This window comes from Streptomyces melanogenes, from assembly GCF_014649795.1.
Lineage (GTDB): Bacteria > Actinomycetota > Actinomycetes > Streptomycetales > Streptomycetaceae > Streptomyces > Streptomyces noboritoensis.
Genome location: NZ_BMTS01000029.1, coordinates 17987 through 40800, shown reverse-complemented (window position 1 = coordinate 40800; position 22814 = coordinate 17987). Strand labels below are relative to the sequence as shown.

Here is a 22814-nt window from a genome sequence, read left to right as displayed (position 1 = left end):
TCCCCTGGAGCAGATTTGCACAAAAGGAAGCACAAGATGCGAGCAGCGCTCGCAATAAGCCTGACATTGAGTGCCGGGGGCACCGCGCTCGCCATGAACACCGCGCACGGCTCCGCCCCGCAGCGGTCGACGATCGGCAGCAAGCTGTCGAGCGCTTGCGCTGGTGCTCCGGCTTCGGGGGGCGCGAGCAGCACGCCTGACAGCCCCTCACCCGCCAAGCTCGGCACACCGGCTGAACCCGGCGCGCCTGCCGCACCCGCCCAGCCCGCCGAACCGACTGTGCCCGATTCGGGAGCCGTCGCCGAGGCCGGTGCGAGTGCCGGTGCCGGTGCCGCCGCCGAGGCTGGTGCCAGTACAGGTGCCAGCGCCGAGACCGGAGCCGGTGACAAGGCTGATCCCGCTACCCCCGACCCCGACCCCGCCGCCGGTGCCGGTGCCGACAACGCAACCCCGCCGGAGGCCAACGGCGACGCCGCCCAGTCCCCCGATCCCTCCCCGTCCGCCGACGGCAGCGGCTCGCCGACCTGCCGGGGCAACGAAGGCAAGCCCGCAGCCATCGTCTCCATGGGGGACAGTTTCATTTCGGGCGAGGGTGGACGCTGGAAGGGAAATGGCAGCGCACGGGGAAACAACATCGGCTCCATCTACGGCACCGACCTGGCATCCGTGAACTGCAATAAGTCCGAGAGCTGGTGCAATCACGATGCCACCCGGATCTATGGAGACACCGACGGCAAGTGCGACCGCTCCAACGTGGCGGAAATCAAGGGAGCCGATGTCGACGGGATCCCGCCGGAGCGACGCTTCAACATCGCCTGCTCCGGCGCCGAGACGCAGCATGTCACCAGTCAGACCTTCACGGGAGAGAGGCCGCAGACGGAACAGCTCGCCAAGATCGCCTCGACCAACAACGTCAAAGTGATCGCTTTGTCCATCGGCGGCAATGACCTGAAGTTCGCCGACATGCTCACCGACTGCGCCAAGAATTTCCTGAAGCCCATTTGGCCTCGCTGGCTCGGGGGCCACCCCTGCGAGGATCAGAAGGAACCCGAGTTCACCGGACGTCTTGAGCGTATGAAGACCGGAGTCGCGTCCTCACTGAAGGCCATCCGCACAGTGATGAAGGACGCCGGCTACGACGACGGCGCTTACACGCTGGTCCTCCAGTCCTACCCGAACCCACTGCCCGCCGCAGATCAGTTCCGTACTCGCGAAGACAGCTATGCCCGATTCACCACCGACGGCGCCCCCTTCTACAGTGCCGATGCCAACTGGGCGCGTACGTCTGTCATCCCCAAGATCAGCACAGCCCTACGGGATCTGGCCAGCAGTCAAAAGGCCGTATTCCTCGACCTGACCAATGCGTTCGCCGGGCACGAACTGGGCGCCGCAGATTCCCGTTTGGCGGCTTCGAACAACACCTTGACCAGTCCGTTGACCGGAGATCGAGCCGAATGGATCCGCTGGGTCGGATTTCCCCAAGGGTATCTACAAGAGGCGGTGCACCCCAACTACTACGGCCAGAAGGCGCTCAGCCGCTGCCTGACCGAGACCATTCGCCTGAGCACCAACGGGAAGCGAGAGTTCAGCTGCACAGGCGCCGCGAAGCAAGGGCCCGAGAGCGTGACGGTCTCATAGGCCGGCGGCTCGCATGCGATGTCTCCCCACGGCGAGGGGGAACTTCCCCTCGCCCCCTATCCCACGGAGCAGATTTGCACAAAAAGAAGCACAAGATACGAGCAGCACTCGCAGTGAGCCTGACGCTGAGCACCGGAGGCACGGCACTCGCCGTGAACGCCGCGCACGGCACCACCCCGCCCCGATCGCACGTCAGCAGCAAGACGTTGGCCGCCTGCCCCGGCGGCCTCCCGGGCGCCAACACGCCCGCCACCGCCGGAGGAACAGGCGCAGCCCCGGGCCGGGCTCCCGCCCCCGCCCCCGCCAAGGAACCTGCCGGTACCGACCGCAAGGACACCCCCACCCCGCCTACCCCCACCATCACTCCCACTCCCGCCCCGGCCCCTGGCACCGGCGATCAGGCAAGCCCTGCCAAGCCTCCCGCCCCTGCCCCTGCCCCTGCCCCTGCCCCTGCCCCTGCCCCTGCCAAGCAAGAACCCCCCGCCAGTCCCGACGACGGAAGCACCGCCGAGAACAGCAACACACCCGCTGACACCGACACCGCCGAGGCGCCTGCCGCCGACACGGACACCGAACTTCCCACTGACAGCACAAGCGTCACAGGCAACGACAACAGCGACATCGACAGCAACGAATCCGAAGGGAGCACTGCCGAAACAACCACGGCCGAGGAGACCGGACAAGCCGAGGAAGGCGAACAAGCCGACGCGGGTGGCGGACAGGCCGACGACAGCGGCGACGCACAGGCCAACGAGGAGGCGGACGTTCAGACCGAGGCCGCGCCCGGATGCCCGCCCGCCGGCTCGCCGGGAGCGGGCGGCACCACTCCGGCACCGCAGCCCGAAAGTCCCTCGGGTGCGGCAGATCCCGTAACCAAGGAGGACCCGTCCGCGGGCATCGACATCCACTGCGTGCCCGACGAGAAGAAGGCAGCGAATACACCGAAGAGCCAGATATGCCCGACCGATCCCAGCGGCGGGCCGACCCGGCAGGGTCGTAGCGCCCCGACATGGACCGAGGGGCTGGGACTTCCCTCGGAGCAGAATCCGGGAGCCGTATTCACCAAGGAACTGTACAAGCGGATCGCGAACCTCAACAACGACCAATTCGTATGGGTCCGGGATCACGTAATGCAGCAGTCTGCCTCGGATCCCGTCTGGGCGCGTCTGCAACGCAGCTTCTACGCGAACGGCTGCACGGGGGTGTCGTGGGTGAGCCAGCAGACCCTCAACGCCTGTCTTCAGCACGACTTCCGGTACACCGTCGGACCCAACTTGTTCCCGGGAACCCTCTCTTCGGAAAGGGATGCCGCCAACGTTCAGCTCGGGAACAATGTCGGCGGAGTTACGGGCTGGTTCGCGAAGTGGCTGACAAGGGTCGCCGGAGGGCTCTTCTACGCGTCTACGAAGGCTACCGGCCAGCCGGTGGGGAACCTCTTCGGAGTCATGGACCGAGGCGCGTGACCGGCCGGGCGCGCGGAGCGGTGCAGGGCCGGGCGGAGAGCACTCGGCCGTCCACCGTCCCGCCACGGCAGCGGCTGTCAGCCCAGCTCGACCGGCCCCGGCCCCGACCCGCCCGCCACCGGTTCGCCCACCGCCGGACCGGGCAGCTCGGGCAGCGACGGCTCTGCGGGCGGCGCCTGGGGCGACTGCGGCTGCTGCGCTCCCCCGCCCCCGCCCCCGGTCTGTCCGGGACCAACCCCGCCCGCCTGACCAGGGGTCGCCCCGCCCGTCCGACCGGGACCCCCTCCGCCGATCGAAGCGCCCACCCCGCCCTGCCCCCCGCCGGGGAACGACGCCAGTCCCAGCCCCCCTCCCAGAAAGCTGAGCCCGAAGCGTATGAGCTGCTGGATGGCCATGCCGAACAGGCTGGAGAGCTGCTGGTCGGCCGCGGCCAGCTCCGTCGTCCCCGCCGCCGCGTCGCGGGTGAACACCTTCGGGCCGACTGTGTAGCGGAAGTCGTGCTGAATGCAGCCGTTGACGATCTGTTGGGAGGAGAGACCCCTGACGGCCTTCCGCAATTCCTTCGGCGGGTCGTCCGTGCACCGCTTCGAGGCGAGACTGGTCCGCAGGAACTTCACCTGCACCTGGCTCACCCCCTTGTAATCACCCGCCTTTACGGCATCGCGCACCCTGATGAAGGCGGGGTTATCGAGATTCGCGATCTTCAGGTATTCGGTCCGCTCGACATCCGCCCCGGGTTTTTTCTCCTCGGACGGTTCGTCGCCCTTCCCGTCAGCTGCCCGGACCCTGACATCGGCGGCCCGGCCGGTCGCACGGGCGGGTTCCTCACCCGCGCCCGCATATACCGATGCCCCGGCCGTCACCGCGGCGAGCGAGGCCCCTACCCCAACCAGCACCCTTAACTTTGCTTTTTTGGGCATACCGTTCTCCGTCCCTCTGGGAGGCCAGACTCAGGCTGTTCTATCAGAGGCTCCACCCACGGGAATGGTGGCGGGTAAAACTTGCCCGAAGTGGACAAAGACTTCCGCATATTCGATGTCTAGAGCCTTAGCGCGAACGCCAGTTGGGGTCCGGAATCCCCCAATACCGGCAATGCCGCGTCGACCAGCGGGAGCGCCGCACCGGGCTCGCCCTCCCTCAGATGGCTGTACGCGACACCGGCCAGGCACGAGGCTGATAACTCACGCTCTCCGGCCACCGCGGCCGCCCGGGCGGCGACGAGGTAGTAGCGCTCGGCCGTGGTGCTCTCGCCGAGGCCGATGGCGAGTCCGGCGCACAGGCTCGCCGTCCGGGCGGCGAGGAAGAGGAGTTCGGCGTCGGTGCCGCGGTCGTCGGCCGCGGACAGGACGGTGACGAGCAGGGACAGATCGCTGCGGGCGGCCGGGAAGAGGATGTCCGGGCCGACGGTCTCCGCCATGGTCTCCAGGGCCTCGACCCTTGCCCGGGCCCACTTCACCGTGTCTGTACCGGTGTCGGGCGCCGTCCGAAGCTCCTCCGGGACCGGGACCGGGACCGGGACCGGGTCCGGCACGGGCCCCCCGTCGGCCACCGCCGCCCGCCACTGCTGGACGAAGGCATGCGCCAGCGGCGCGGTCACCGCGAAGCGGCGGGGGGCCGGGCCGGTGCCCAGCCTGCTCCCCTCGCGCAGGGCGTCCGTGGCTCCGGCCCGGGTCCAGGGCAGGGCGAGCAGGCCGGTGATGTCCTCCGTCGCCGACTCCAGCCAGGCGGGCCAGCCCAGCCGGGCCACCTCGCTCTCGGGAACGTGGTGGAGGTGGGCGATGGCCAGTTGCGCGGTGCGTTCCGGCACGGTCCTGCCGGACTCCCAGCGCGAGATCTTCTCACGACGCGCGGCCATGTGCCCGTACCCCAGCTGCTCGTGGGCGTCGGCCACCAGGCGGGCGTAGGACGGGTGCGAGGCCCCTATCGATTCCCGCAGGGAGGCCAAGGGGTGTTTTGCCATAAGGGGTTTTCGTCTTCCGAGAACAGGGCCGGGAGCAGGGACGGGAACGGGGTGCTCTCAGCGTTCGGCGTGCGGGGACCGGGACTCCCGCCACCGGGCCAACTGCCGGAGGACTTCGGCACGTTGCTCGCGGGTGAGGCGGTCGAGGTAGAGGGTCCCTGCCAGGTGGTCGCTCGTGTGCTGGAGGCGGCGCGCGAAGTGGCCGGTGCCCTCGACGACGACCTGGTTGCCGTCCTTGTCCCGCCCGCGCACCACCGTGCGGGCGGCGCGGAGCAGGTCGTGGCAGGTGCCCGGCAGGGACAGGCACCCCTCCTGGCGGAGGATGGGCGGGACGCCCGGGATCAGCGCGGTGTCGAGGACCGGGACGCAGAGGTGGCCGGTGTGGCGCACGCCCTCGTCGTCGACGCAGTCGTACACGAATACGTTCGCGTCCGCGCCCACTTGGTTCGCTGCGAGGGTGTCGCCCCGTACCTCGCACATCGTGGCGAACATGTCGTCGATCAGCCGGGAGAGGGCCTCGGTCGCGAACTCGGTGACGTCGGCGCACGGGCGGCGCAGGGCCGGATCGCCGAACTCCGCGAGCGGGCGGCGGGTGCCGCGCGGCACCTGCGCGGCCCGTGCGCGGTCGCGGGCGTGGCGGGCGGCAGACATGAGGTCAGTGGCCGTGCTGTTCGGCCAGCGCCTCGACGAGGTCGTGGGCGGCGGGATCGGCGACGTGGGCGGCGAAACGCTCCCGGTACTGGCGGGCGAGCCCGGGTGGCAGGATGCCGACCAGGGCGATGGCCCGGTGGGCGGTGGCCGCGGCGGCGTCGAGCTCCCCGAGGGCCAGTTGGGTGTCGACCACGGGCAGGAACTGCCGGGCGGAATAGGGGGACGGCGGGGTGTGCGGGCGCGTCGCGGGGCTGTCGTAGAGCAGCCCGACGAAGCACGGCAGGGCCTTCTTCGGGCGGCCCAGGTAGAGCCAGGCGGTCCCGGAGGCGGACGCCAGCCACGTCTCGTCGACGTTGAGGGCGAGCGGGTCGGGCGTGCGGTCGCGCTCCTGGGCGGTGAGCGCGGTGGTGGCGCGGATCAGCGCCCGGGTGACGGCCTTCCCGTCCCCGAGGAGGGCGAAGGCCTGGGCCTCCCGGGTGTACAGGGCGGCCGCGAGTTGCGGCGCCGGGCGCCGGACGGTGACGCGCGCGGCATTGACCAGGGCCAGCGCGTCCTTGGGGTCACCGACGAGCAGGTGGCGGGAGGCCAGCTCGACCAGGTAGCAGGCGACGTGCCTGGGCGCGCCGGCTGCGGCGGCGGCGCGGATGGCGGCGAGGCAGTAGCGTTCCGCCCGCGCTTCCTCTCCCAGGCAGCCGCTGAGCCAGCCGCACAGCGTGGCGGCGCGGGCGGCGAGCAGGAGCAGCCGTGCCCCGGTCGCGAAGTCGTAGCCGCACCTGCTCAGAAGGTGGGTGAGCAGCTGGTGTTCCGCGCGGGCGGCGGCGTACAGGACCGCCGGGGTGACCCTCGCACCCGCTTCCTGGAGCTCCAGTGCTTCCAGGCGGGCCTCGGCGTGGGCGAGCGTCTCGGGGGTGACGGGGGATCCGTTGCGGGAAGGCGGCTGCGGGTGGTCCAGCGCGCTGAGCGCCTTCTTGAGCAGGGACTCCAGGGCGCGGCCGGTGACGGCCAGATAGGCGCGGGGTCGGGCGTCGTCGAGCCGGGCGGTGTTGCGCAGGACGTCGATGGCGCTCTGCGGGGTCCACCGCCGGTACAGCAGCGCGGCGTCGTCGGTGACCAGGTGCAGCCAGTGGGGCCAGCCCATGCGCAGCACCTCGTCCTCGGGCACCCCGTGGACACGCGCGATGGCGAGCTGCGTGGTGTGCCCCGGCCCCTTGGGCGCGGGCGCGGTGCGGCTGTCGAGCGCGGTGAGCACGGCGCCGAGGTCGTTGCGGGCCTCGACGATCAGCCGCGCGTACGCGACCCGGGAGAGGCCGAGTGTTTCCCGTGCCATCTCCCATGGATGCAGGACGATGTCCGATGAGTCCGGTCCCGTGTGCATGCTCCACCCCCACCAGTGATTGAACGATCACTAACCATAGGGAGGGTTTTTGTACGGAGACGGCTAAGTAAGGCACACCTTGGTTGCAGGTCGGACGAGCCCCGTGCGACCCGCCCCGCCTCACTGTCCGAGCTGCTCGGACAGTGAGGCCAAAAGGTCCCGTACGGGGGGCTCGGCGGCGTGCGGAGTGAACAGCTGCCGGTACTGGCGGGCCATTCCGGGGGGCAGGCTGCCGACGACAGCGATGGCTCGGTGGGCGGTGTGCACGGCGGCGTCGAGTTCCCCCAGGGCCAGCTGGGTGTCGACCACGGACAGAAACCGCCGTGCGGCGTAGGGGGAAGGGGCGCCGGGACGGTGGGACTCGGAACCTTCCTCCAGCAGCGGGGCGAGGCACGACAGCGCCCTCCTGGGCCGGCCCAGGAGGAGCCAGACAGCCCCGGACGCCGAGGCCAGACACGTCTCGTCGACGAAGGCGAAGAACGGGTTGGGGCTGCCGTATCGAACGGACAGCGCGGCGGCGGCACGGTCCAGCGCCCGGTCGGCGGACTTGTCCTCGCCGAGCCGCGCGAAGGCCTGGGCCTCCCGGGTGTGCAGGATGGCCGCGAGCTGGAACGAGGGCTGCCGGACGACCCCCCGGGCAGCTGCGACCAGGGACAGCACGTCCGTGGGAGCCCCGGCGAGGTGACGGAACGCCAGGTCGGGCAGGAACGACGCGACGTAATCGGGCGCCCCCGCGGCGGCGGCGGTGCGGATGGCAGCCAGTGAGAAGCGCTCCGCCCGCGCCTCCTCTCCCAGGCAGCCGCAGAGCCAGGAGCACAGCCTGGCGGCGCGGGCGGCGAGCAGGAGCAGTCGGCTCCCCGTCGCGCGGCTGTAGCCGCCACTGGTCAGAAGGCTGGTGATCAGCCGGTGCTCCGCGCGGGCGGCGAAGTACAGGACCGCCGGAGTGATCTGGGCACCCACCTCCTGGCGCTCCAGCGCTTCGATCCGGGCTTCGACGTGGACCAGCCCCTCGGGGGTGACGCAGGGCCCGGAACGAGGAGTCAGCGGCGGCGGATCGTCCAGCGCGGTGAGCACGTTCCTGATCTGGGAGCTCAGGGCGGAGCCGGTGACGGCGAGGTAGGAGCGAGGTCTCCCGTCGGTGAGCCTGGCGGTGGTGCGCAGTGCCTCGACGGCGCTGCCGGGGGTCAGCCTCTGATGGAGCAGCGTCGCGTCGTCGGTGGCCAGGTGCAGCCAGTGGGGCCAGCCCAGGCGCCGCACCTCGTCCTCGGGCACTTGGTGGATGTGGGCGATGGCGAGCTGCGCGGTGGGCTCCGGCGCGGTTCCCCCGGACTCCCACCGCAGGACCTTGTGGTGGTTCTTGACGGCCATCGGCCCGAAGCCGAGTTCTTCGTGCGTCGTGGCGACCAGCCGTGCGTACGCCGTCTGGGAGAGGCCGAGCGCCCCCCGCGCGACCTTCAGCGGATGCCGCGCGCCGCCCGACGTGCCTGGTCTCTCGTACATGCCTTACCCGTGGTAGGAGGTTGGTCGCCGGAGTCTAGGGAGTTTCCGTGGTCTATACCACTTTGGTTTGGTCAGGCACCTACTGCACCGCCGGCCGGCCGTACGGCCCCGCAGTCCGCCCGTTCGGTACGGCACGGCTTGCACAGCCCGTCGGTGCACGCCGGGCCGACCAGGAAGATCCGGCACCCGCAGTCGCCGCAGGAGCCGCGCGGCGGGCCGTGGGGTCGCTGCCGGAATTCCACCTCGCGTACGGGGTCCGGTGCCCGGGCCGCTCGGCCGGTGCACCGGTCCGCGACGGCTTCGGCGCACACCCCGCAGCGGCGGCCGCTCGACCACATCACCCCGGCCTCGCAGTCGGCGTGCCCGCAGCCCCAGCGCGGCAGCGCCACGCCGAGGAGCCAGCGCCCCGGGTCCCGGATCCGGGCGGGCGAGGTGGCGGCGAACCGGGCCGTCAGGCGGTGGCGAAGCCGGTCGGCCTCGGTGCCGCCGCGCAGCTGGCGGCCGACCTCCCGGGCGATCTGGCGCTGCACGAAGGGGCTGTCCACGCGCCGCAGCAACCAGTGAACGGGTTCGAGGACGTGGTGGATCCGTGCGCTCAGGGTCAGCGGCGGCCCGCCGTACGGGAGGCGGGGCGGCCCCCCGCGCACACCTCCGGCGGCCCCACCTACCGGTATCTCGCCTTCGGCGGGTGGGACAGGCGGGCGCACGGCATCGGGTCGGTCAGTCCTAGGTGATTCCTCAGTCGCGAGGGACCCCTCACCGGACGGCGGACCCGATCCCTCACCGACCGGAGAACCGCGCCCGCTCTCCACGACCCCCTCCGACATCCCTTTCACCTCCGCCCCGCACCCCCCTGCCGCGCCCGTCGGCGCGATGTCGTGGGCCAGGAAGCGGTGCCGGCCCTGCGCCCCGGCCCGCCGGTGCACCGTCAGCCAGCGCGCCGCCTCCAGCTCGTCCACGATCACCCCGGCCGCCGTCACCGTCAGCGGCTGCCCGGCGCGTTTGCCCGAGTGGTGGAAGAGCGAGCCCGCCAGCTCCCCCTCGGTCAGCGCGATGCCCCGCTGACCCGCGTACACGATCAGCGCGTACGCACGTAATTGACGCGGCGTCAGGTCCTCGGCGGCCGCCACCGGTATCCACACGAACGCCTCCGTCCGCGTCATCGGACGCACCGCGCGCAGCGCCGACGTCCCCGTCCCTCCCCGGCTCGTACGTCGTCGGGAGACCAGCTCCACCACCCCGTCGGGGCCCGGGCGGCGCAGCGCGGTCAGCCCCCGCTCCACCGATGCCTTGGACAACCCCAGGTAGGCGGCGATGGTCGACGCCTTCGCCGTGCAGCCCTCGGGTCTGGCTCCCAGCGCCGCCACTTTCACGTACACCGATAGGGCGATGTCCGGGTAGTGCGGGGACGACACCAGCCGCATCGGCACCCGCACCCGCTGCCGAGTGACCGGTTTGCCGCCGTCCGTCGGCTCAGCCATCGTGCACGCCGCCGGGTCGTACCGGACCGGCTTGGACCGGGCGGCTCACACCAGGAGCTGTGTGGTCAGCGAGGCGAGGAGGTCGCGCACCGCGGGGACGGCGCGGTGCGCGACGAACCGTTTCCGGTACTGCTGGACGACTTTGGCCGGTGGGCCGTCGCACAGGGCGACGGCGCGGCCCGCCGTGTCGGCTGCGGCCTCCACCTCGCCCAGGGCGAGCTGGGTGTCCACCACGTGGAGGAGTTCGTGGACGGCAAGCGGCGGGAACCGGAAGAACCGCGAGGTGTCGAGGAGCGGCGCGAAGTGTCCGAGCGCCTGGCGGGGCCGGCCGAGGTGGAAGGCGGTGGTGCCCGCGACCGCCGCGGCCCACTCCTCGCACAGGTGCCGGGTGAGCGTGCACGGCTCGCCCTGCCGGGCGGCGGCGTGCGCGGCGAGGGCCGTCCCGGCGCGGTCCAGGGCGCGGGCGCAGGGCCCGGCCCGACCGGCCAGCGCGTGGGCGCGGGCCGCCAACAGGTGCAGCATGGCCGCGAGATGGTGGGTCGGCCGGCCCACGGTGGTGAACGCCGCGTCGACCAGAGGGATCACTTCGCCGGGTGCGTCTTCGAGGAGGTGGCTGTAGGCGACTCCGGCCAGGCAGGCGGCCGACAGCTCGGGGTGGCCGCTCGCCGCGGCCGCGCGGGCGGCCAGCAGGTAGTACCGCTCGGCGGTGGCGCTCTCGCCCAGCGCGATGCACAACCCCGCGCACAGGTTCGCCGTACGGGCGGCGAGCAACAGCAGGGGGGCGGCCGTCGCGGCGTCGTGACCGGCGGCGGACACCAGCGCGGTGAGCAGGGCGAGGTCACTGCGGGCGGCGGAGTGCAGGAGCACGGGAGACACCGTCGACGCCATGGTCTCCAGGGCCTCCACACGCACCCGCGCCCGGCGTACGATGTCCAGCTCGGCGGGACAGGGCTCGCCGGGTTTCGCCCCGCTCGCCGCCACCGCCGCCACCGGCGGCGCTGGGGCCGCCGCCGACGTCCACTGCCGGGTGAGGGTGTCCGCGAACGGGCCGGTCACGGCGAGGTAGGACAGGTCGCGGCGCTCGGCAAGGCGGCTCCCGTCACGCAGGGCGTCGATGGCGCCCCGGCGGGTCCAGGGGTGGGTCAGCAACACCGCGTCCCCGGCGGCCAGATGCAGCCAGTGCGGCCAGCCCAGACGGCGGACGTCCTCTTCCGGAACGCCGTGGATATGGGCCATGGCCAGCTGCGCGCTGAGCTCCGGCACCGTACGGCCCGACTCCCAGCGCCAGATCTTCTCGCGCCGCGCGGCCATGTGCCCGTAGCCCAGCTTGGCGTGGGTGTCGGCCACCAGCCGTGCGTACGAGGGATGGGACACGCCGGTCGACGCCCGCAGGGACGCCAAGGGGTGTGTTGCCATGTGAGTGTTCTCCCGCCTTCTGAGCACCGTCTCCGGCCTCAGTAGTTCAACGGTCACAGATCGTAGGAGTCGGTCCGGCCCCCTACCAGTGACCTGCGGCGGAAGGCACCTGCGAAGCACGCCCCCGCGCACAACCGTTCCCCGTCCGGGGGCGTCTTGCGGCGAGTTGGACTAGCGCGGGACCGCGGGCCGGGTCGGCACGCCTTCGTAGCGGCGCCCGGGCAACAGGCTCTCGCGCTTCATCACCACGCTGTGCGGGGCGACGACGGTATGTGCCCCGATGTCCGCCCCGTACAGCACCACGCTGTTCTCGCCGAGTGTGGCGCCCTCGCCCACCCGGACGTGGTCGATCTTCAGTACGCGGTCCTCGAAGGTGTGGGCCTGGAAGTTGGCGGCCACGGTGGCCCCGTCGGCGATGTCGAGCATGTCCGGGTCGACGACCTGCGCGAAGCCCTCGCCCAGCACGACCCGGCGCCCGATCCGCATGCCCGTCAGCCGCAGGTAGAGCGGCAGCAGCAGCGTGCCCTCAAGGGCGGTGAGCGGGGCCGTCGCGATGACACCCCACGCCACGTAGAGGAAGTCCCAGCGGCTGCACCAGCACGACCACAGCGGGTGCGACGCCGGACGCACCCGGCCGAGCAGGATCCATTTCAGCGCGAGCACCACGGCGCACAGCGCGAGTGCGCAGCCGAGCGTGACGGCCGGTACGGCGAGCAGCGGCCACGGAGAGGACCGGGTCGGGCCCAGGGCGTCGGCCCCCTGGAGCCAGGCCTCGGTAGCGGCGAGCGGGACGAGCGGCAGGAGGAAGCGGGCCAGCTCCCACAGCCAGCGGTTGAACCGCCGCAGCGGCGTCGGCTCGTGGGTGAGCGCCCGGTCCGCTTCGACGACCTCGCGGCGCGGTAATTCGAAGACGGGGTGGCCGAACCAGGCGCTGCCGGGCCGGAAGGCCCGGTCGTGGCCGGGGGTGGCGATGCCGATCAGCAGGTCGTCGGGGAGGGATGCACCGCAGGGCAGCACCGCGTGGTTGCCGACGAAGGTGCCGCTGCCCAGGCCCAGCAGTCCGAGCGCCACCGTGCCGCGGTGGATGCGCGGCCCGCCGAGGTAGATGCCGTCGGCGAGGAACGATCCCCCGCCGATGGAGACCAGTTCGGGCACCACGTCGATGATGGTGCTGATCTCGCAGTCGGGGCCGATGTCCATGCCCGCGGCGCGCAGCCAGCGCGGCCACAGCAGGGTGCCGCTGAGCCAGTTGCCCGCCGAGTCGACCAGCGAGGCCTTGAGCCACACCCGGATGTAGGCGGGGCTCCAGCGGCTGATCACCCCGGGCTCGACCGTGCCGAGCGCCCGTGCGGCGAGCGCGGCCAGGGCGACTGACGCGGCGAGCCCCAGACACGTCAGGGCGGCGATCCCGGCGAGCAGTACAGGGTGCTGCGCCGGGTGCGTCGGGGCGGCGAGCAGCGCGTCGTAGTCGAGGCCGAGTCCGCCTGCGAGCAGCGCCGCCAACAGGCCGTACGGGGCGGCCAGTACGCCCCGCAGCAGGGCCTGACTCAGCATCAGCGCCACGCCGTGGGCCTTGGGCGCAAGTTCCCGGTCGAGCCGGGTGAGCGGGGGCGGGGGCGGCACCCAGCCGCCGACCCGCGCCGGGACGCCGTCGGCCAGTTCGCCGTCGGGCACCTCTGTGTGGCGCGGCAGCGAGGACAGCGCGGTCAGCCACGCGCCCCTGCCGACCCGGGTGTCCGGTCCTACGCCCGCGCGGACGTCAAGGGTGGCGCCGTCGCCCAGCACGACGGGGCCGACGACAATCTGGCCCGCCTCCAGGTGCATCAGCCCCACCGACGCGTCCTGGCTCAGCGTCACGTCGTCACCGACGTCGAGCAGGTCCCAGCCGCCGCGCTGGAGGTTCACGCCCCGGTGGATATGGACCCGCTCGCCTATACGGGCGCCCAGCGCGCGCAACGCCATGCACTGGTACTCGGTGCCCGCCAGCGATCCCCACGGCACGATGCGCACCACCTGGCGGACGATCCACATCCGCACCGCGCGCTCGCTCCACACCGGGACCGTCTCCACTATGTACGTCCCCACCAGCGCCTTCTTGGCGAAGACCGCGATCCGTACGGTCAGCGGGGCCAGCAGCAGGCGTACGGGCGCGGCGGCCAGCGGGCCCAACAGCAGCAGGGGGACCAGGCCGACGGCGTCGGACAGCCACGGCAGCAGCCAGAAGGCGAGCAGGTAGGCGGGGACCGAGAGCGCGACGAGCTCGGCGGTCAGCCAGGCCGCCTGTTCGACCGTGGCGACGACGGCGTCGTCGCCACCGGCCGCCGCGGCACCGCCCGGATCGGGCTCCGGTGGCAGGGCCGTCGAGGGATGCCCGGGTCGGCGCACCCTGCGCGCCAGCTTCTCGACGGTGCGGGCCTCGTACACGTCGCGCACGGCGAGGGAGGCGGTGGCCGGGTCGGCGCGCAGACGCGAGATGAGCGTGGCGGCGTGCAGGGAGGTGCCGCCGAGATCGGTGAAGAAGTCCGCGTCGGCGGCGACGTGCGGCAGGTCGAGCACCTGGCCCACGGCCAGGGCGATCCGTACGACGGCGACGTCCGCGGGTTCGGGGCCCAGGAGCGCGCGGTCTCCGCCGGGCTCCGGTGGCTCCAGCAGGGGCAGTTCGGCCCGCCGCACCTTGCCGCCCGCGTCCCTGGGCAGCTCGTCCAAGGCACCGAACCGGGCGGGCACCATGTAGGACGGCAGCGCCTCGCGCAGCAGACCGGCCAGTACGCCGGACTCCGGCGGCCGGGAGGCGTCGGCCGGGACGATGTGGGCCGCCAGGAGCTGCGCGGCGCCCTCGCCCTGTACCCGGCAGGCGGCCTCGCGCACCCCGGGGCAGCGGGCGAGCGCGGCCTCGACGGCCTCCAGCTCGATGCGGTAGCCGCGGAGTTTGACCTGGGAGTCGATGCGGCCGTGGCAGACCAGCGTGCCGTCGGGCTCCTGGTGCACCAGGTCGCCCGTGCGGTAGATGCGGCCGAGGCGGGGGTGCGGGAGGAAACTCTCGTCGGTCCTCTCCGGGGCGCCGAGGTAGCCCAGCGCCAGCCCGGAGCCGCTCATGCACAGCTCGCCCCGCTCGCCGCGCGGCACCGGCTCCAGATTGCGGTCCAGGACCCAGGCCCGCATGCCCGGCACCGGCCGGCCGATGGCGATCCGCTCGCCGGGCACCACATCGTGGCGCACGCAGGTGACCGTGCACTCGGTCGGCCCGTACCCGTTGACCATGCGGCGGCCGGTGGACCAGGCGTCGGCGACATCGGGGGGCAGCGCCTCGCCGCCCACGTACAGCAGTCGCAGCTCGGGCAGTTCCGTGCCCGGGTCGTCGCAGCCGGCCGAGCGCAGGAGCGTCGGGGGCGGGCACAGCACGGTGACGCGTTCGCGCCGCAGCCAGGGCACCAGGTCGGGGCCCAGGCGCACCGCCTCGTCGTCCAGCACGACGACGGTGGCGCCGGAGGCCAGCGCCATCCAGGTCTCCTCGACGGAGGAGTCGTACGCGCTGGAGGAGCTCTGGGCCACTCGGTCGCCCGGTCCCAGGGCGAACTCCGCGACGTCGGAGGCGATCAGGGAGGCGATCGAGCGGTGGGCGATCATCACGCCTTTGGGGCGGCCCGTGGTGCCGGAGGTGTAGATGAGGTACGCGAGCGCGTCCGGGTCCACCGGCGCCGGTAACGTGCCGGGCGCGGGCTCCAGCGGCCGGTCGACCCGGATCACCGGGCCCTCGTACCCGGCGGCGAACAGCCGTAACTCGCCCTTCAGGTCGGTCAGGACGGCGGCCGCGCCGGACCCGGCGAGGACGGCGTGCAGCTGTGCGTCGGGGAAGGCCGGGTCCAGGCACACGTGCGCGGCACCGGCCCGCAGCACGCCGAGCTGCGCGGCGTAGAGCCGCTCGGTGGTCCTGGGCAGCAGAACGGCGGCGATCCCGCCCGGCTCCACCACCGCGGCGACGGCCGCGGCGAGTTCGTCGGCCCGCGCCTTCAGCTCGGCGTACGTCAGCGACCGGCGCGGGCGGCCCTCGGCGGGCGGCAGGTCGAGCGCGAGGGCACCTGGCCAATCGCGGGCCGCGGTCTCGAACAGGTCGAGCAGCGTGCTGTGCCCGGCAGCGGGCTGCCGCTCGGCCGCGACGGTCATCGCCACATCTCCTCTGAGGGGGTGGGGGTTACGGCGAAAGGAAGGGGAGCGGGGTTACGTCGTCCGGGCGGCGCGGTCCAGGGCACGGGTGGGGCGCGCGGTCATCAGCGTCCGGCTGCGCAGCGCGAGCTTCAGCTCCAGGCGGCTGCGGGGGTCGCGCAGCTGGGGGCCGAAGAGCTTGTCGATCTGGCGCAGGCGGTAGCGGATGGTCTGGGGGTGGACGCCGAGGAGTTTGGCCGCCTGGGTGGCGCCGCCGCCGTCCAGCCAGGCCTGGAGGGTGTCCCCGAGCCGTTCGCCGCGCTGGGCGGGCAGGGTGGTCAGCGGGCGCAGCCAGTGCGCGGAGTGCGCCTGGGAGAGGACCTCGTCCTGCAGCAGCATCAGGGTGGAGAGGTGGTCCTCGACGCAGAGGGGACCGCCCAGTTGGCCTTGGCGGGCGACATGGAAGTGGACGAGCCGGCGCGCCCAGCGCAGGGATGCTCCCGCCTCGGCTATGCCCACGGTCATCCCGACGGCGGCGGTGTGGGTGCCCAGGGCGGCCCGTAGCGCGGCGTACTTCTGCGGGGTCGGGTCGAGCAGCAGCAGGCACGGCTCCTGCGCCGCGGTGCCGACCAGGAGGTGCTGGGAGGAGGGCAGGCAGGGCACGGCGGCTCCGGGCGCCAGGGCTACCGGCTGGATCCGCTGGGGCAGCGCGGGCCAGCCGGCGGAGACCGCCAGGTCCTCCAGGACTCCGGAGGGCAGGGCCGCCTCGCCGACGAAGGCGTCGAAGAGCTGCCGACGGGCGTGGACCGCCTGGGCCGTGGTGTGCTGCCGGGGGAAGGGGAATCCGACCGGATCAGCCTCCGGCCGGGGGGCGGGGGGCACGACGTCACCGCCTCCCGGATCGCCGGCGGCGGTCAGCGTCCGCATCGCGATCGAGAGCGCGTACTCCGTCAGCGCCCGAAGATCGGCCGCCGACGGGGCCGGGCTCTGGGTGAAGACGACGAGCCCCTGCCGTTCGAGGATTTCCAGTGCCTCCTCCAGGAGAGAGGCCAGGGCCCGCAGGAATGTCTGCGAGCTCGCCTGCACAGGCTGCGGAAGCGAACCGTCCATAGTGATGCCATCACCCAACACAGAAGAGAGCTTTCCGATCCGGCCATGACAGGCGCCGCGCCGTGCGCGCTCGCGCCGAAGTGCCGTCGTCCCAGGGAATCTTCATCGCCGCGCAGAACCAAGATCCGCCGGAGTGCCTCGGTGTGCCTCGCGCTGCGGCCCCGGCGACACAGCCGTCCACGCACCCCCGAGTTCCGGCGTCCCGGTCCTCAGGAACCGGCGAACCGGCCGCTCACCGCCTCGAAGACGCCGCGCGCCTCCGGTCCCAGCCGCGGCCCGGCCAGCCAGGCCGCCGGTTCGGGTCCGATGGAGGTGTTGGAGACCAGCGCGAACTGGCCCTGCGCCGTCCGGGCGAACCAGCCACCGCCCGACGAGCCGCCCGTCATGGTGCAGCCGATCCGGTACATCGTCGGCTGGTCGGACTCGACGGAGAGCCGGCCGGGGCGGTCGACGCACCCGAAGATGCGGGTGCCGTCGAAGGGTTCCGCCGCCGGATAGCCCATGGCGGCCAGTAACGCGATGCCGGCGGGCTGGGGAGCGTCGAAGTCGACCGGCATGGCCGAACCGACGGCCTCCTCCAGGGAGGTGGTGATCCCCGGGGCGGGCTGCACGTGGAGTACGGAGAAGTCGAACGGCGCGCCCGCGCCGCCCACGGCCTCCCCGGTGTCGATCCACTGCTGCGAGGTCTGCGCCCAGTCGGCCCACCAGGTTCCCAGCGGGGCCACCCCGCTCGCGCCCTGGGGAGCGCCGGAGAAGTCGGACGCCTCGGACGAGGTCGAAGGGGTCGCCGTGTCGTTGAAGTCCGGGACGAAGGCGATGTTCCGGAACCAGCCGCCGTTCCTTCCCGCGTGGACGCAGTGCCCCGCCGACCACACCAGGTTGGACTTCCCCGGATGCGCGGGGTCCTGCACGACGGTGCCCGAGCACACCGCCGTGCCCTCCGGGGTGTCGAAGAAGATCTTCCCGACCGGGGCGGCGTTCTGGCGGTACGGGAGGGTCGCGGCCTGGGCGGCCACCGGCGCGGGCTCCGGGTCGGACACCCCCTGGCCCGCCATCTTCGCATCGACCGCCTTCTGGGACCCGCTGGCGGCGCGCATCCGGTCCGGCCCCCACAACCCGGCGATCACCGGGTTGAAGAAGTCCTTCGCCGAACGCAGCCACAGCCGCGGGTCCCAGTCCTTCCAGCCGCCGTTCTTCCACTGCTCCAGGTCCGCGGGCCGCGTCGTCCCGGTGGCGGGGGCCGCACCGGCCCGCCCGTCCTGGTGCCCCCCGGATCCGCACATGGTGGCGGTGAGCGCCAGCACCGTGATGAGTACGGCGGCGGCGACCGCCGGCCGTCGCCTGACGAGCCTCATGGACGTTCCTCCAGGGATGGGATGGACGGCGGGTACCTCAGCGCGGCCACCGAGGAGGCGACGTGCTCCAGTTGGTCGCGCCCCTGTCCCGGGCCGATGAGCGTCAGGGCCTGCCGGGGCACGATCGAGTCCGCCAGCAGGTAGCACCGGGTGGGCGGCTGCCCCGGGCCGGTGTGCGCGGCGATCACCGCACCCGAGGGCTCGGGCCAGTCCCGGGGGTCGTCCACGTGGCCGGGCGCCGCCAGGACGATGGCCCACACGTCCCCGCGCTCGTCCGAGACGTACCGCTCCAGGCTCCCCAGCGGCAGCCCGTCGCCGCCGTGCGCGGCCGGGCCGTCGAGGTCCCAGCCGGTCGCCAGCTCCGGGCGGGCCCGGTAGAGCGCGGTGCGGTCGGGGAAGAGGGCGGGCGGCTGGGCCGTGCCCCTGAGCGTGCCGCCGATCCAGGACCGGTAGAGGGGATCCGCCCGCTCGTACCAGGAGGCGAACGACGGGGTGCCCGCCATCTTCCGGAACTCCCGCTCGGCCCGGTGCGCCAACTCCTTGATGCCGTGGACGAGTTGGTGCTCCGGCGCCCTGACGGCCAGCTCGCGGCAGATCGCGTGCTCCGCGTGCACGCTGCACACGGCCTCCACCCAGGCCCGGTGGGCGATGGGCGCCTGCTGCGGGCGCGGGCGCGGCAGCCTGCCGGGCACCGGAACCGCCGCCTCGATGGCCGCGCCCAGCACCTGGGCCGCGTGGGCCGTACCAGCGCCGCAGGCCCGCAGCAGGTCGTCGCCCCGGCTGCGGGGCGCCGCGACTCCGCGCAAGCGCGCGTGCAGGTCCTCAGCGAAGTGGACGAGCTGCTTGACGCGGTAGAGCCAGTACAGGCAGTCGGCCACGCTGGGTCCCCCACCAGGCGTGTCGAGGGCGGCGGGACCGGCGGGGCCGGGCAGCAGCACGGGCGACGGCATGCGCCGGACGACTTCCGGCTCCGCCGCACGGGTCTGCGGCAGCCGGACCGGATCCGGGACCGGCGGCACCGGCACCAGACCGGTCGGCCGCCGCTCGGGACCCGCGGGCCACTCGGGGTCTGCCGGGCGGCCAGGACCCGACGGCCGCTCAAGACCTGCCGGGCGCCCAAATCCTGTCGGCTGCCCAAGACCCGTCGTCCGCCCGCCGTTCAGGGGTACGGGCGCCGGTCCGTCGGGGCGGTTCGGCGGCTCTCCGGGGGGGTACGGCGGAACGGGCGGCAGTGGCTCGCACGGCGGCGACTCGCTGTCCTGCGGGGCTTCCCAAGGAAGCCGGCTGATTCTCATGACGTCGGTCACCCCGTCACCCACGGCGACAGCCGGACACCCCGCCGCCTCTTCTCGTGGAGAGTCCGTCTCGTCCCGCGAGGAGCCCGGACTTTCTCGTAGAGGATCCGGCGAGCGTCGGGCCCTCTCATTTGGCCAGGGACTGGAAGTTGACCAGCCCGGTCTTCTCCAGCATGCCGATGTGGTCGAGGACGGTGTTGTTCGCCTGGTCGGCCAGCGCGCGCACCAGGGTGTTCTGTGTCTTGGCGCGCGTCTCCGCGACGATGGGGAACACCTTGCCGTGCGCACTGCGCAGCAGGTTGGCGAAGTCCCGGTCGAAGGCTTCTCCCTGATCGGCGTTCATCTGGTTCAGCCACCCCTGCTGCTGCGGGTTGGGCTGCTGCGGCAGCGGCACGTTGAGGATCTGGGCGTCCTGGACCACGGTGCGGTCCAGGTCCGCATGCCCCATGATCAGATGCATGCCGGCCTCCTTCACCGAAGGGTTGCTGCTCTTGCTCTGTGTCATCTGGCCCGACGGGTTCTCCCACAGGCCCGCTAGGCGGATCCTGCGCATGAACTCCCGGTCGGCCGGAGTGAGCGGCCCCGAGGGCGTGTTGACGACACCTTGACCGTCGTCGGCCAGTGCGGACGCGGTCGCGACGCCGATGCCTTCACGGGACTCGGCGAACGGCTTCACCGGGAAGAGCAGCGCGGACACGGTCGTCGCCAGGCCCAGGACGATCATCCCGGTCACCAGGGGCCTGGGTATCTGGAGTTCACGGCCGGGGGCGGAGGGCCCCCTGGGGGCCGTGGTGGTGCGGCGGAACATCACGACGGGATCCTCCTCGGTGGTGGGTGGGGCGGCGGCGCGCCCGTGAAGCCCGAGGGCAGAGGGGGATTGGCGGGTCCCTGCCCTCGGGCCACCCGGTGCGGCCGACACCTACGAACGGCCGCACCGGGCCCCCTCGCCCGTGGGGAGGCGAGGGAGTCTGGAAGGGGATGGCGACAAGGCCGTACGGGCGCAGGGGCCCGTCACCGGCCGGCTCAGTAGCCCCGGGCGTCCATGGGGCGGGCCCCGGGGCCCAGTTCGAACCACGTGACCTTGCCCAGCCGGTGGCGCCGCCTCCCCCAGGCGTCGGCCAGCGCGTCGACGATCACGAGCCCCCGGCCGTGTTCGTCCTCCGGGCCCGCAGGCAACGGCTCCGGGGCGGCGGGGCCGACGTCACTGACCTCGACCCGCACCCGGGCGCCGGTCCAGGACACGGACACCTCGTTCGGCGCCCCGCCGTGCTGAACGGCGTTCGTTATCAGCTCGCTTGCCAGAAGTTCCAGACAACACATCAACTCCTCGTCGAGCGGATACCTTCTGGCACGCGCGACCCCGACGACTCGACGGCGTGCGCGGCGCACTGTGCCTCGGCCCCCCGGCACGCGGAACGTGTAGGGGCTGCTCATATCCTTCACTCGCCCCATCGGCACGGGCCTTTCGTTCGGAAGAGCCGGCCCTCAGACTCTCCGGCCTCGATACGCACCCCGTAAAGGCCTTTTTGGAAACCGGAACAGTTCTCGTACGGCATTGCTCGCGGATTGCCAAAAGGCCGCGGCACCGTGAAGCCGCGAGCCAGTCTTGGGAGCGGGTCGCACCGAGGCACCCCGAAGACACTCCCCCTGCGCCGCGGTCGGGCCCGCGCCCTTGTAATTTGTGACCGGTCCCCACGCCTCGCCCCGCGCGCTGCCGTTCCCGTGCGCGAGAGGAGAACCCGATGGTTTCGACGCTGAACCAGAAATCCACCTCCGCCACCGCACGCGCACCGGACGACATCCTCATGTCACGGGTGCGGGCGGGCCACCCAGCCGAATTCAGACCGCTCTACCACCGGCATTATCCGGCGGTATTCGCCTACGCGCTCACCTGCGCCCGGACCTCGCTGGACGCGTACGAGCTCACGCTCCAGGCGTTCACCGAGACGCTCCAGCGCCTCATCGGCGGGGAGCGCCCGAAGGACCAGCTGGCGGGATCGCTGCGGCTCCAGCTGATGGACTGTCTGCGCACCATCGCCGTACGCAAGTGCGCCCGGGACGGCGAAGGGTTCTCCTCGCGCTTTCGCGAGTGGGTCGCCGACGGGGCGCCGTGGCCGCTGCAGGAGAGGGAGCAGTTCACGCTCGCCTGGGAGAAGTCCTCCCGGGAGACCCGCTGCCTGCTGTGGCACACCGTCCTCGACCGGGACGAGCCGCTGCTCGCCTCGCGGATCACGGGCATCGCCCAGCCCTCGATCGAGGACACCCGCGCCAGCACCCTGAGCTCCTTGCGGTACGGGCGCATGGCGCTCTACCTGGGGCGGATGGACATCCTGCCGGAGTGCCGGGAGGCCATCCAGACCCTGGCGGTCCAGCCCAACTACCCGGCCCCGCTCCACCACGCCTACGCGTGCGAGAGCTGCTACGAGGCGTACCAGGACATCGCGCACCTCGACGCCCGCCTGGAGGCGCATCTGCCCGGCCACCTCCTCGGCTGGTGGCCGGCCCTCGAATACCCCGTCCTCAAGGCGTCCGTCACCTCGCCCCCGTCCGACCCGCCGTTCCTGGAACGGGCGATCCAGCAGGCGAGGACCGCCTACGACCACGGCACCAAGGCCACCGGGCCACTGGCCGCCCTGCGCACCCGCGTGGGACTGGCCATCGCCGGATTCGCCCTCGGCGCCACCCTCGGCGCCGTCGTCACCCACGCCCTGCTGGACGGGCACCGGGGAAACGGAAAGGCGGTCACCAGCGACCTGATTGATCTTCAGCAACAGCACGACTGAACGCCTTGTCACCGACGCGTACAGTTTCCGGCGACCGCTTCCGGGATCACCATCCGTCCGATACAACGGAGGGGCAAGATTTTCGGTACGGAATTGTTTCCGCCGGGATCCCGAGAGAGGCGAACAGCGTGTCCGTCATTCCCGCACCGCCATCGGAAGCTTTTGGGGTAGCAGTCTTCGATCCCCATCTCTACCGACTCATAGCCGGAATGCGCAACGAGGATTTCACCAAACTCCGTGCGCGCGTACTCGTCAGGCATTCGGACGTCCCCGAGATCTGCGCGCTGCAGACGAGCTTCTACTCCCCCGCCCATACGGACATGCCGGGCGTCGTCACCACCGACGACACCTGGAAGGCGTTCGCCCAGCACGACTTCCGTTACACGATCGGGCCGAACAGCCTGCCCCGGCGCGAATGGCGCAAGGACCGTACGGAGGCTGACGTCCAGCTCGGCAGGAACGTGCGCGTCCAGGCCGACGTGCACCGGTGGGTCGCGGACGTCCACGCCTATCTGGAGCAGCGCCCGGCCACGTCGATCGGCGGGTGGGTCTACACCCCCACCCCGTTCGTGGAGAGCGCGAAGTACCGGACCCTGATCGACATCTACCGCGCCGTGGGGTGAGAACCCGGGGCCGCTCCCGGC

Annotated in this window: 17 protein-coding genes; 4 read left to right on the top strand and 13 right to left on the bottom strand. The window is 72.2% G+C overall.

All coding sequences use genetic code 11. The features are described from left to right. Positions 1–36 precede the first annotated feature (36 nt). Together IE252_RS37055 and IE252_RS37050 are read left to right on the top strand one after the other, a co-directional pair. Entirely contained in the window at positions 37–1638 is a 1602-nt protein-coding gene (locus tag IE252_RS37055; RefSeq protein WP_190093879.1) for an SGNH/GDSL hydrolase family protein, read from the top strand. Between the two features lie 74 nt (positions 1639–1712). Beyond that, entirely contained in the window at positions 1713–3101 is a 1389-nt protein-coding gene (locus IE252_RS37050) for an ICP22 family protein (RefSeq protein WP_190093878.1), read from the top strand. Between the two features lie 77 nt (positions 3102–3178). On the opposite strand, the gene IE252_RS37045 is transcribed toward IE252_RS37050, so the two are convergent. From IE252_RS37045 to IE252_RS36985, 13 genes are all read right to left on the bottom strand, one after another. Beyond that, a complete protein-coding gene (locus tag IE252_RS37045; protein WP_190093877.1) occupies positions 3179–4021 on the bottom strand; it encodes a hypothetical protein in 843 nt (280 codons plus the stop codon). Between the two features lie 119 nt (positions 4022–4140). Continuing rightward, the gene (locus IE252_RS37040) at positions 4141–5061 is read right to left on the bottom strand and encodes an NsdA family TPR-like regulatory protein (protein WP_506417303.1); all 921 of its coding nucleotides are present in this window, start codon (positions 5059–5061) and stop codon (positions 4141–4143) included. A 57-nt stretch (positions 5062–5118) separates the two neighbouring features. After that, on the bottom strand, positions 5119–5712 hold the full coding sequence (locus IE252_RS37035) for a peptide deformylase (protein ID WP_190093875.1): 594 nt from the start codon (positions 5710–5712) through the stop codon (positions 5119–5121). 4 nt (positions 5713–5716) lie between these two features. Beyond that, on the bottom strand, positions 5717–7039 hold the full coding sequence (locus IE252_RS37030; protein WP_190093874.1) for an NsdA family TPR-like regulatory protein: 1323 nt from the start codon (positions 7037–7039) through the stop codon (positions 5717–5719). 168 nt (positions 7040–7207) lie between these two features. After that, positions 7208–8587 carry an NsdA family TPR-like regulatory protein gene (locus tag IE252_RS37025; protein ID WP_190093873.1) on the bottom strand — a complete coding sequence of 460 codons (1380 nt, stop codon included), beginning with the start codon at positions 8585–8587 and terminating at the stop codon, positions 7208–7210. A 71-nt stretch (positions 8588–8658) separates the two neighbouring features. Continuing rightward, positions 8659–10068: a hypothetical protein gene (locus tag IE252_RS37020; RefSeq protein WP_190093872.1), complete on the bottom strand. Its 1410-nt coding sequence runs from the start codon at positions 10066–10068 to the stop codon at positions 8659–8661. Positions 10069–10113: 45 nt separating this feature from the next. Continuing rightward, positions 10114–11484 carry an NsdA family TPR-like regulatory protein gene (locus IE252_RS37015; protein WP_190093871.1) on the bottom strand — a complete coding sequence of 457 codons (1371 nt, stop codon included), beginning with the start codon at positions 11482–11484 and terminating at the stop codon, positions 10114–10116. Positions 11485–11655: 171 nt separating this feature from the next. Continuing rightward, positions 11656–15648 carry a non-ribosomal peptide synthetase gene (locus tag IE252_RS37010; protein ID WP_190093870.1) on the bottom strand — a complete coding sequence of 1331 codons (3993 nt, stop codon included), beginning with the start codon at positions 15646–15648 and terminating at the stop codon, positions 11656–11658. Between the two features lie 54 nt (positions 15649–15702). Further along, positions 15703–16737, bottom strand: a complete 1035-nt coding sequence (locus tag IE252_RS37005) for a PucR family transcriptional regulator (RefSeq protein ID WP_190093869.1) — start codon at positions 16735–16737, stop codon at positions 15703–15705. A 209-nt stretch (positions 16738–16946) separates the two neighbouring features. Beyond that, the gene (locus tag IE252_RS37000) at positions 16947–18092 is read right to left on the bottom strand and encodes a trypsin-like serine peptidase (protein WP_190093868.1); all 1146 of its coding nucleotides are present in this window, start codon (positions 18090–18092) and stop codon (positions 16947–16949) included. Next, on the bottom strand, positions 18089–19042 hold the full coding sequence (locus IE252_RS36995) for a hypothetical protein (RefSeq protein WP_190093867.1): 954 nt from the start codon (positions 19040–19042) through the stop codon (positions 18089–18091). The genes IE252_RS37000 and IE252_RS36995 overlap by 4 nt, the downstream gene beginning before the upstream one ends. Before the next feature lie 472 nt (positions 19043–19514). Next, complete coding sequence (locus tag IE252_RS36990) at positions 19515–20195, bottom strand: DUF4142 domain-containing protein (protein WP_190093907.1); 681 nt, start codon at positions 20193–20195, stop codon at positions 19515–19517. Between the two features lie 215 nt (positions 20196–20410). Continuing rightward, entirely contained in the window at positions 20411–20821 is a 411-nt protein-coding gene (locus tag IE252_RS36985; RefSeq protein ID WP_190093866.1) for an ATP-binding protein, read from the bottom strand. A gap of 308 nt (positions 20822–21129) precedes the next feature. On the opposite strand from IE252_RS36985, the gene IE252_RS36980 reads away from it, so the two are divergent. Next, positions 21130–22170 carry an RNA polymerase sigma factor gene (locus IE252_RS36980; RefSeq protein WP_190093865.1) on the top strand — a complete coding sequence of 347 codons (1041 nt, stop codon included), beginning with the start codon at positions 21130–21132 and terminating at the stop codon, positions 22168–22170. A 209-nt stretch (positions 22171–22379) separates the two neighbouring features. Continuing rightward, entirely contained in the window at positions 22380–22793 is a 414-nt protein-coding gene (locus IE252_RS36975) for a hypothetical protein (RefSeq protein ID WP_190093864.1), read from the top strand. The last annotated feature ends 21 nt before the right edge of the window (positions 22794–22814 follow it).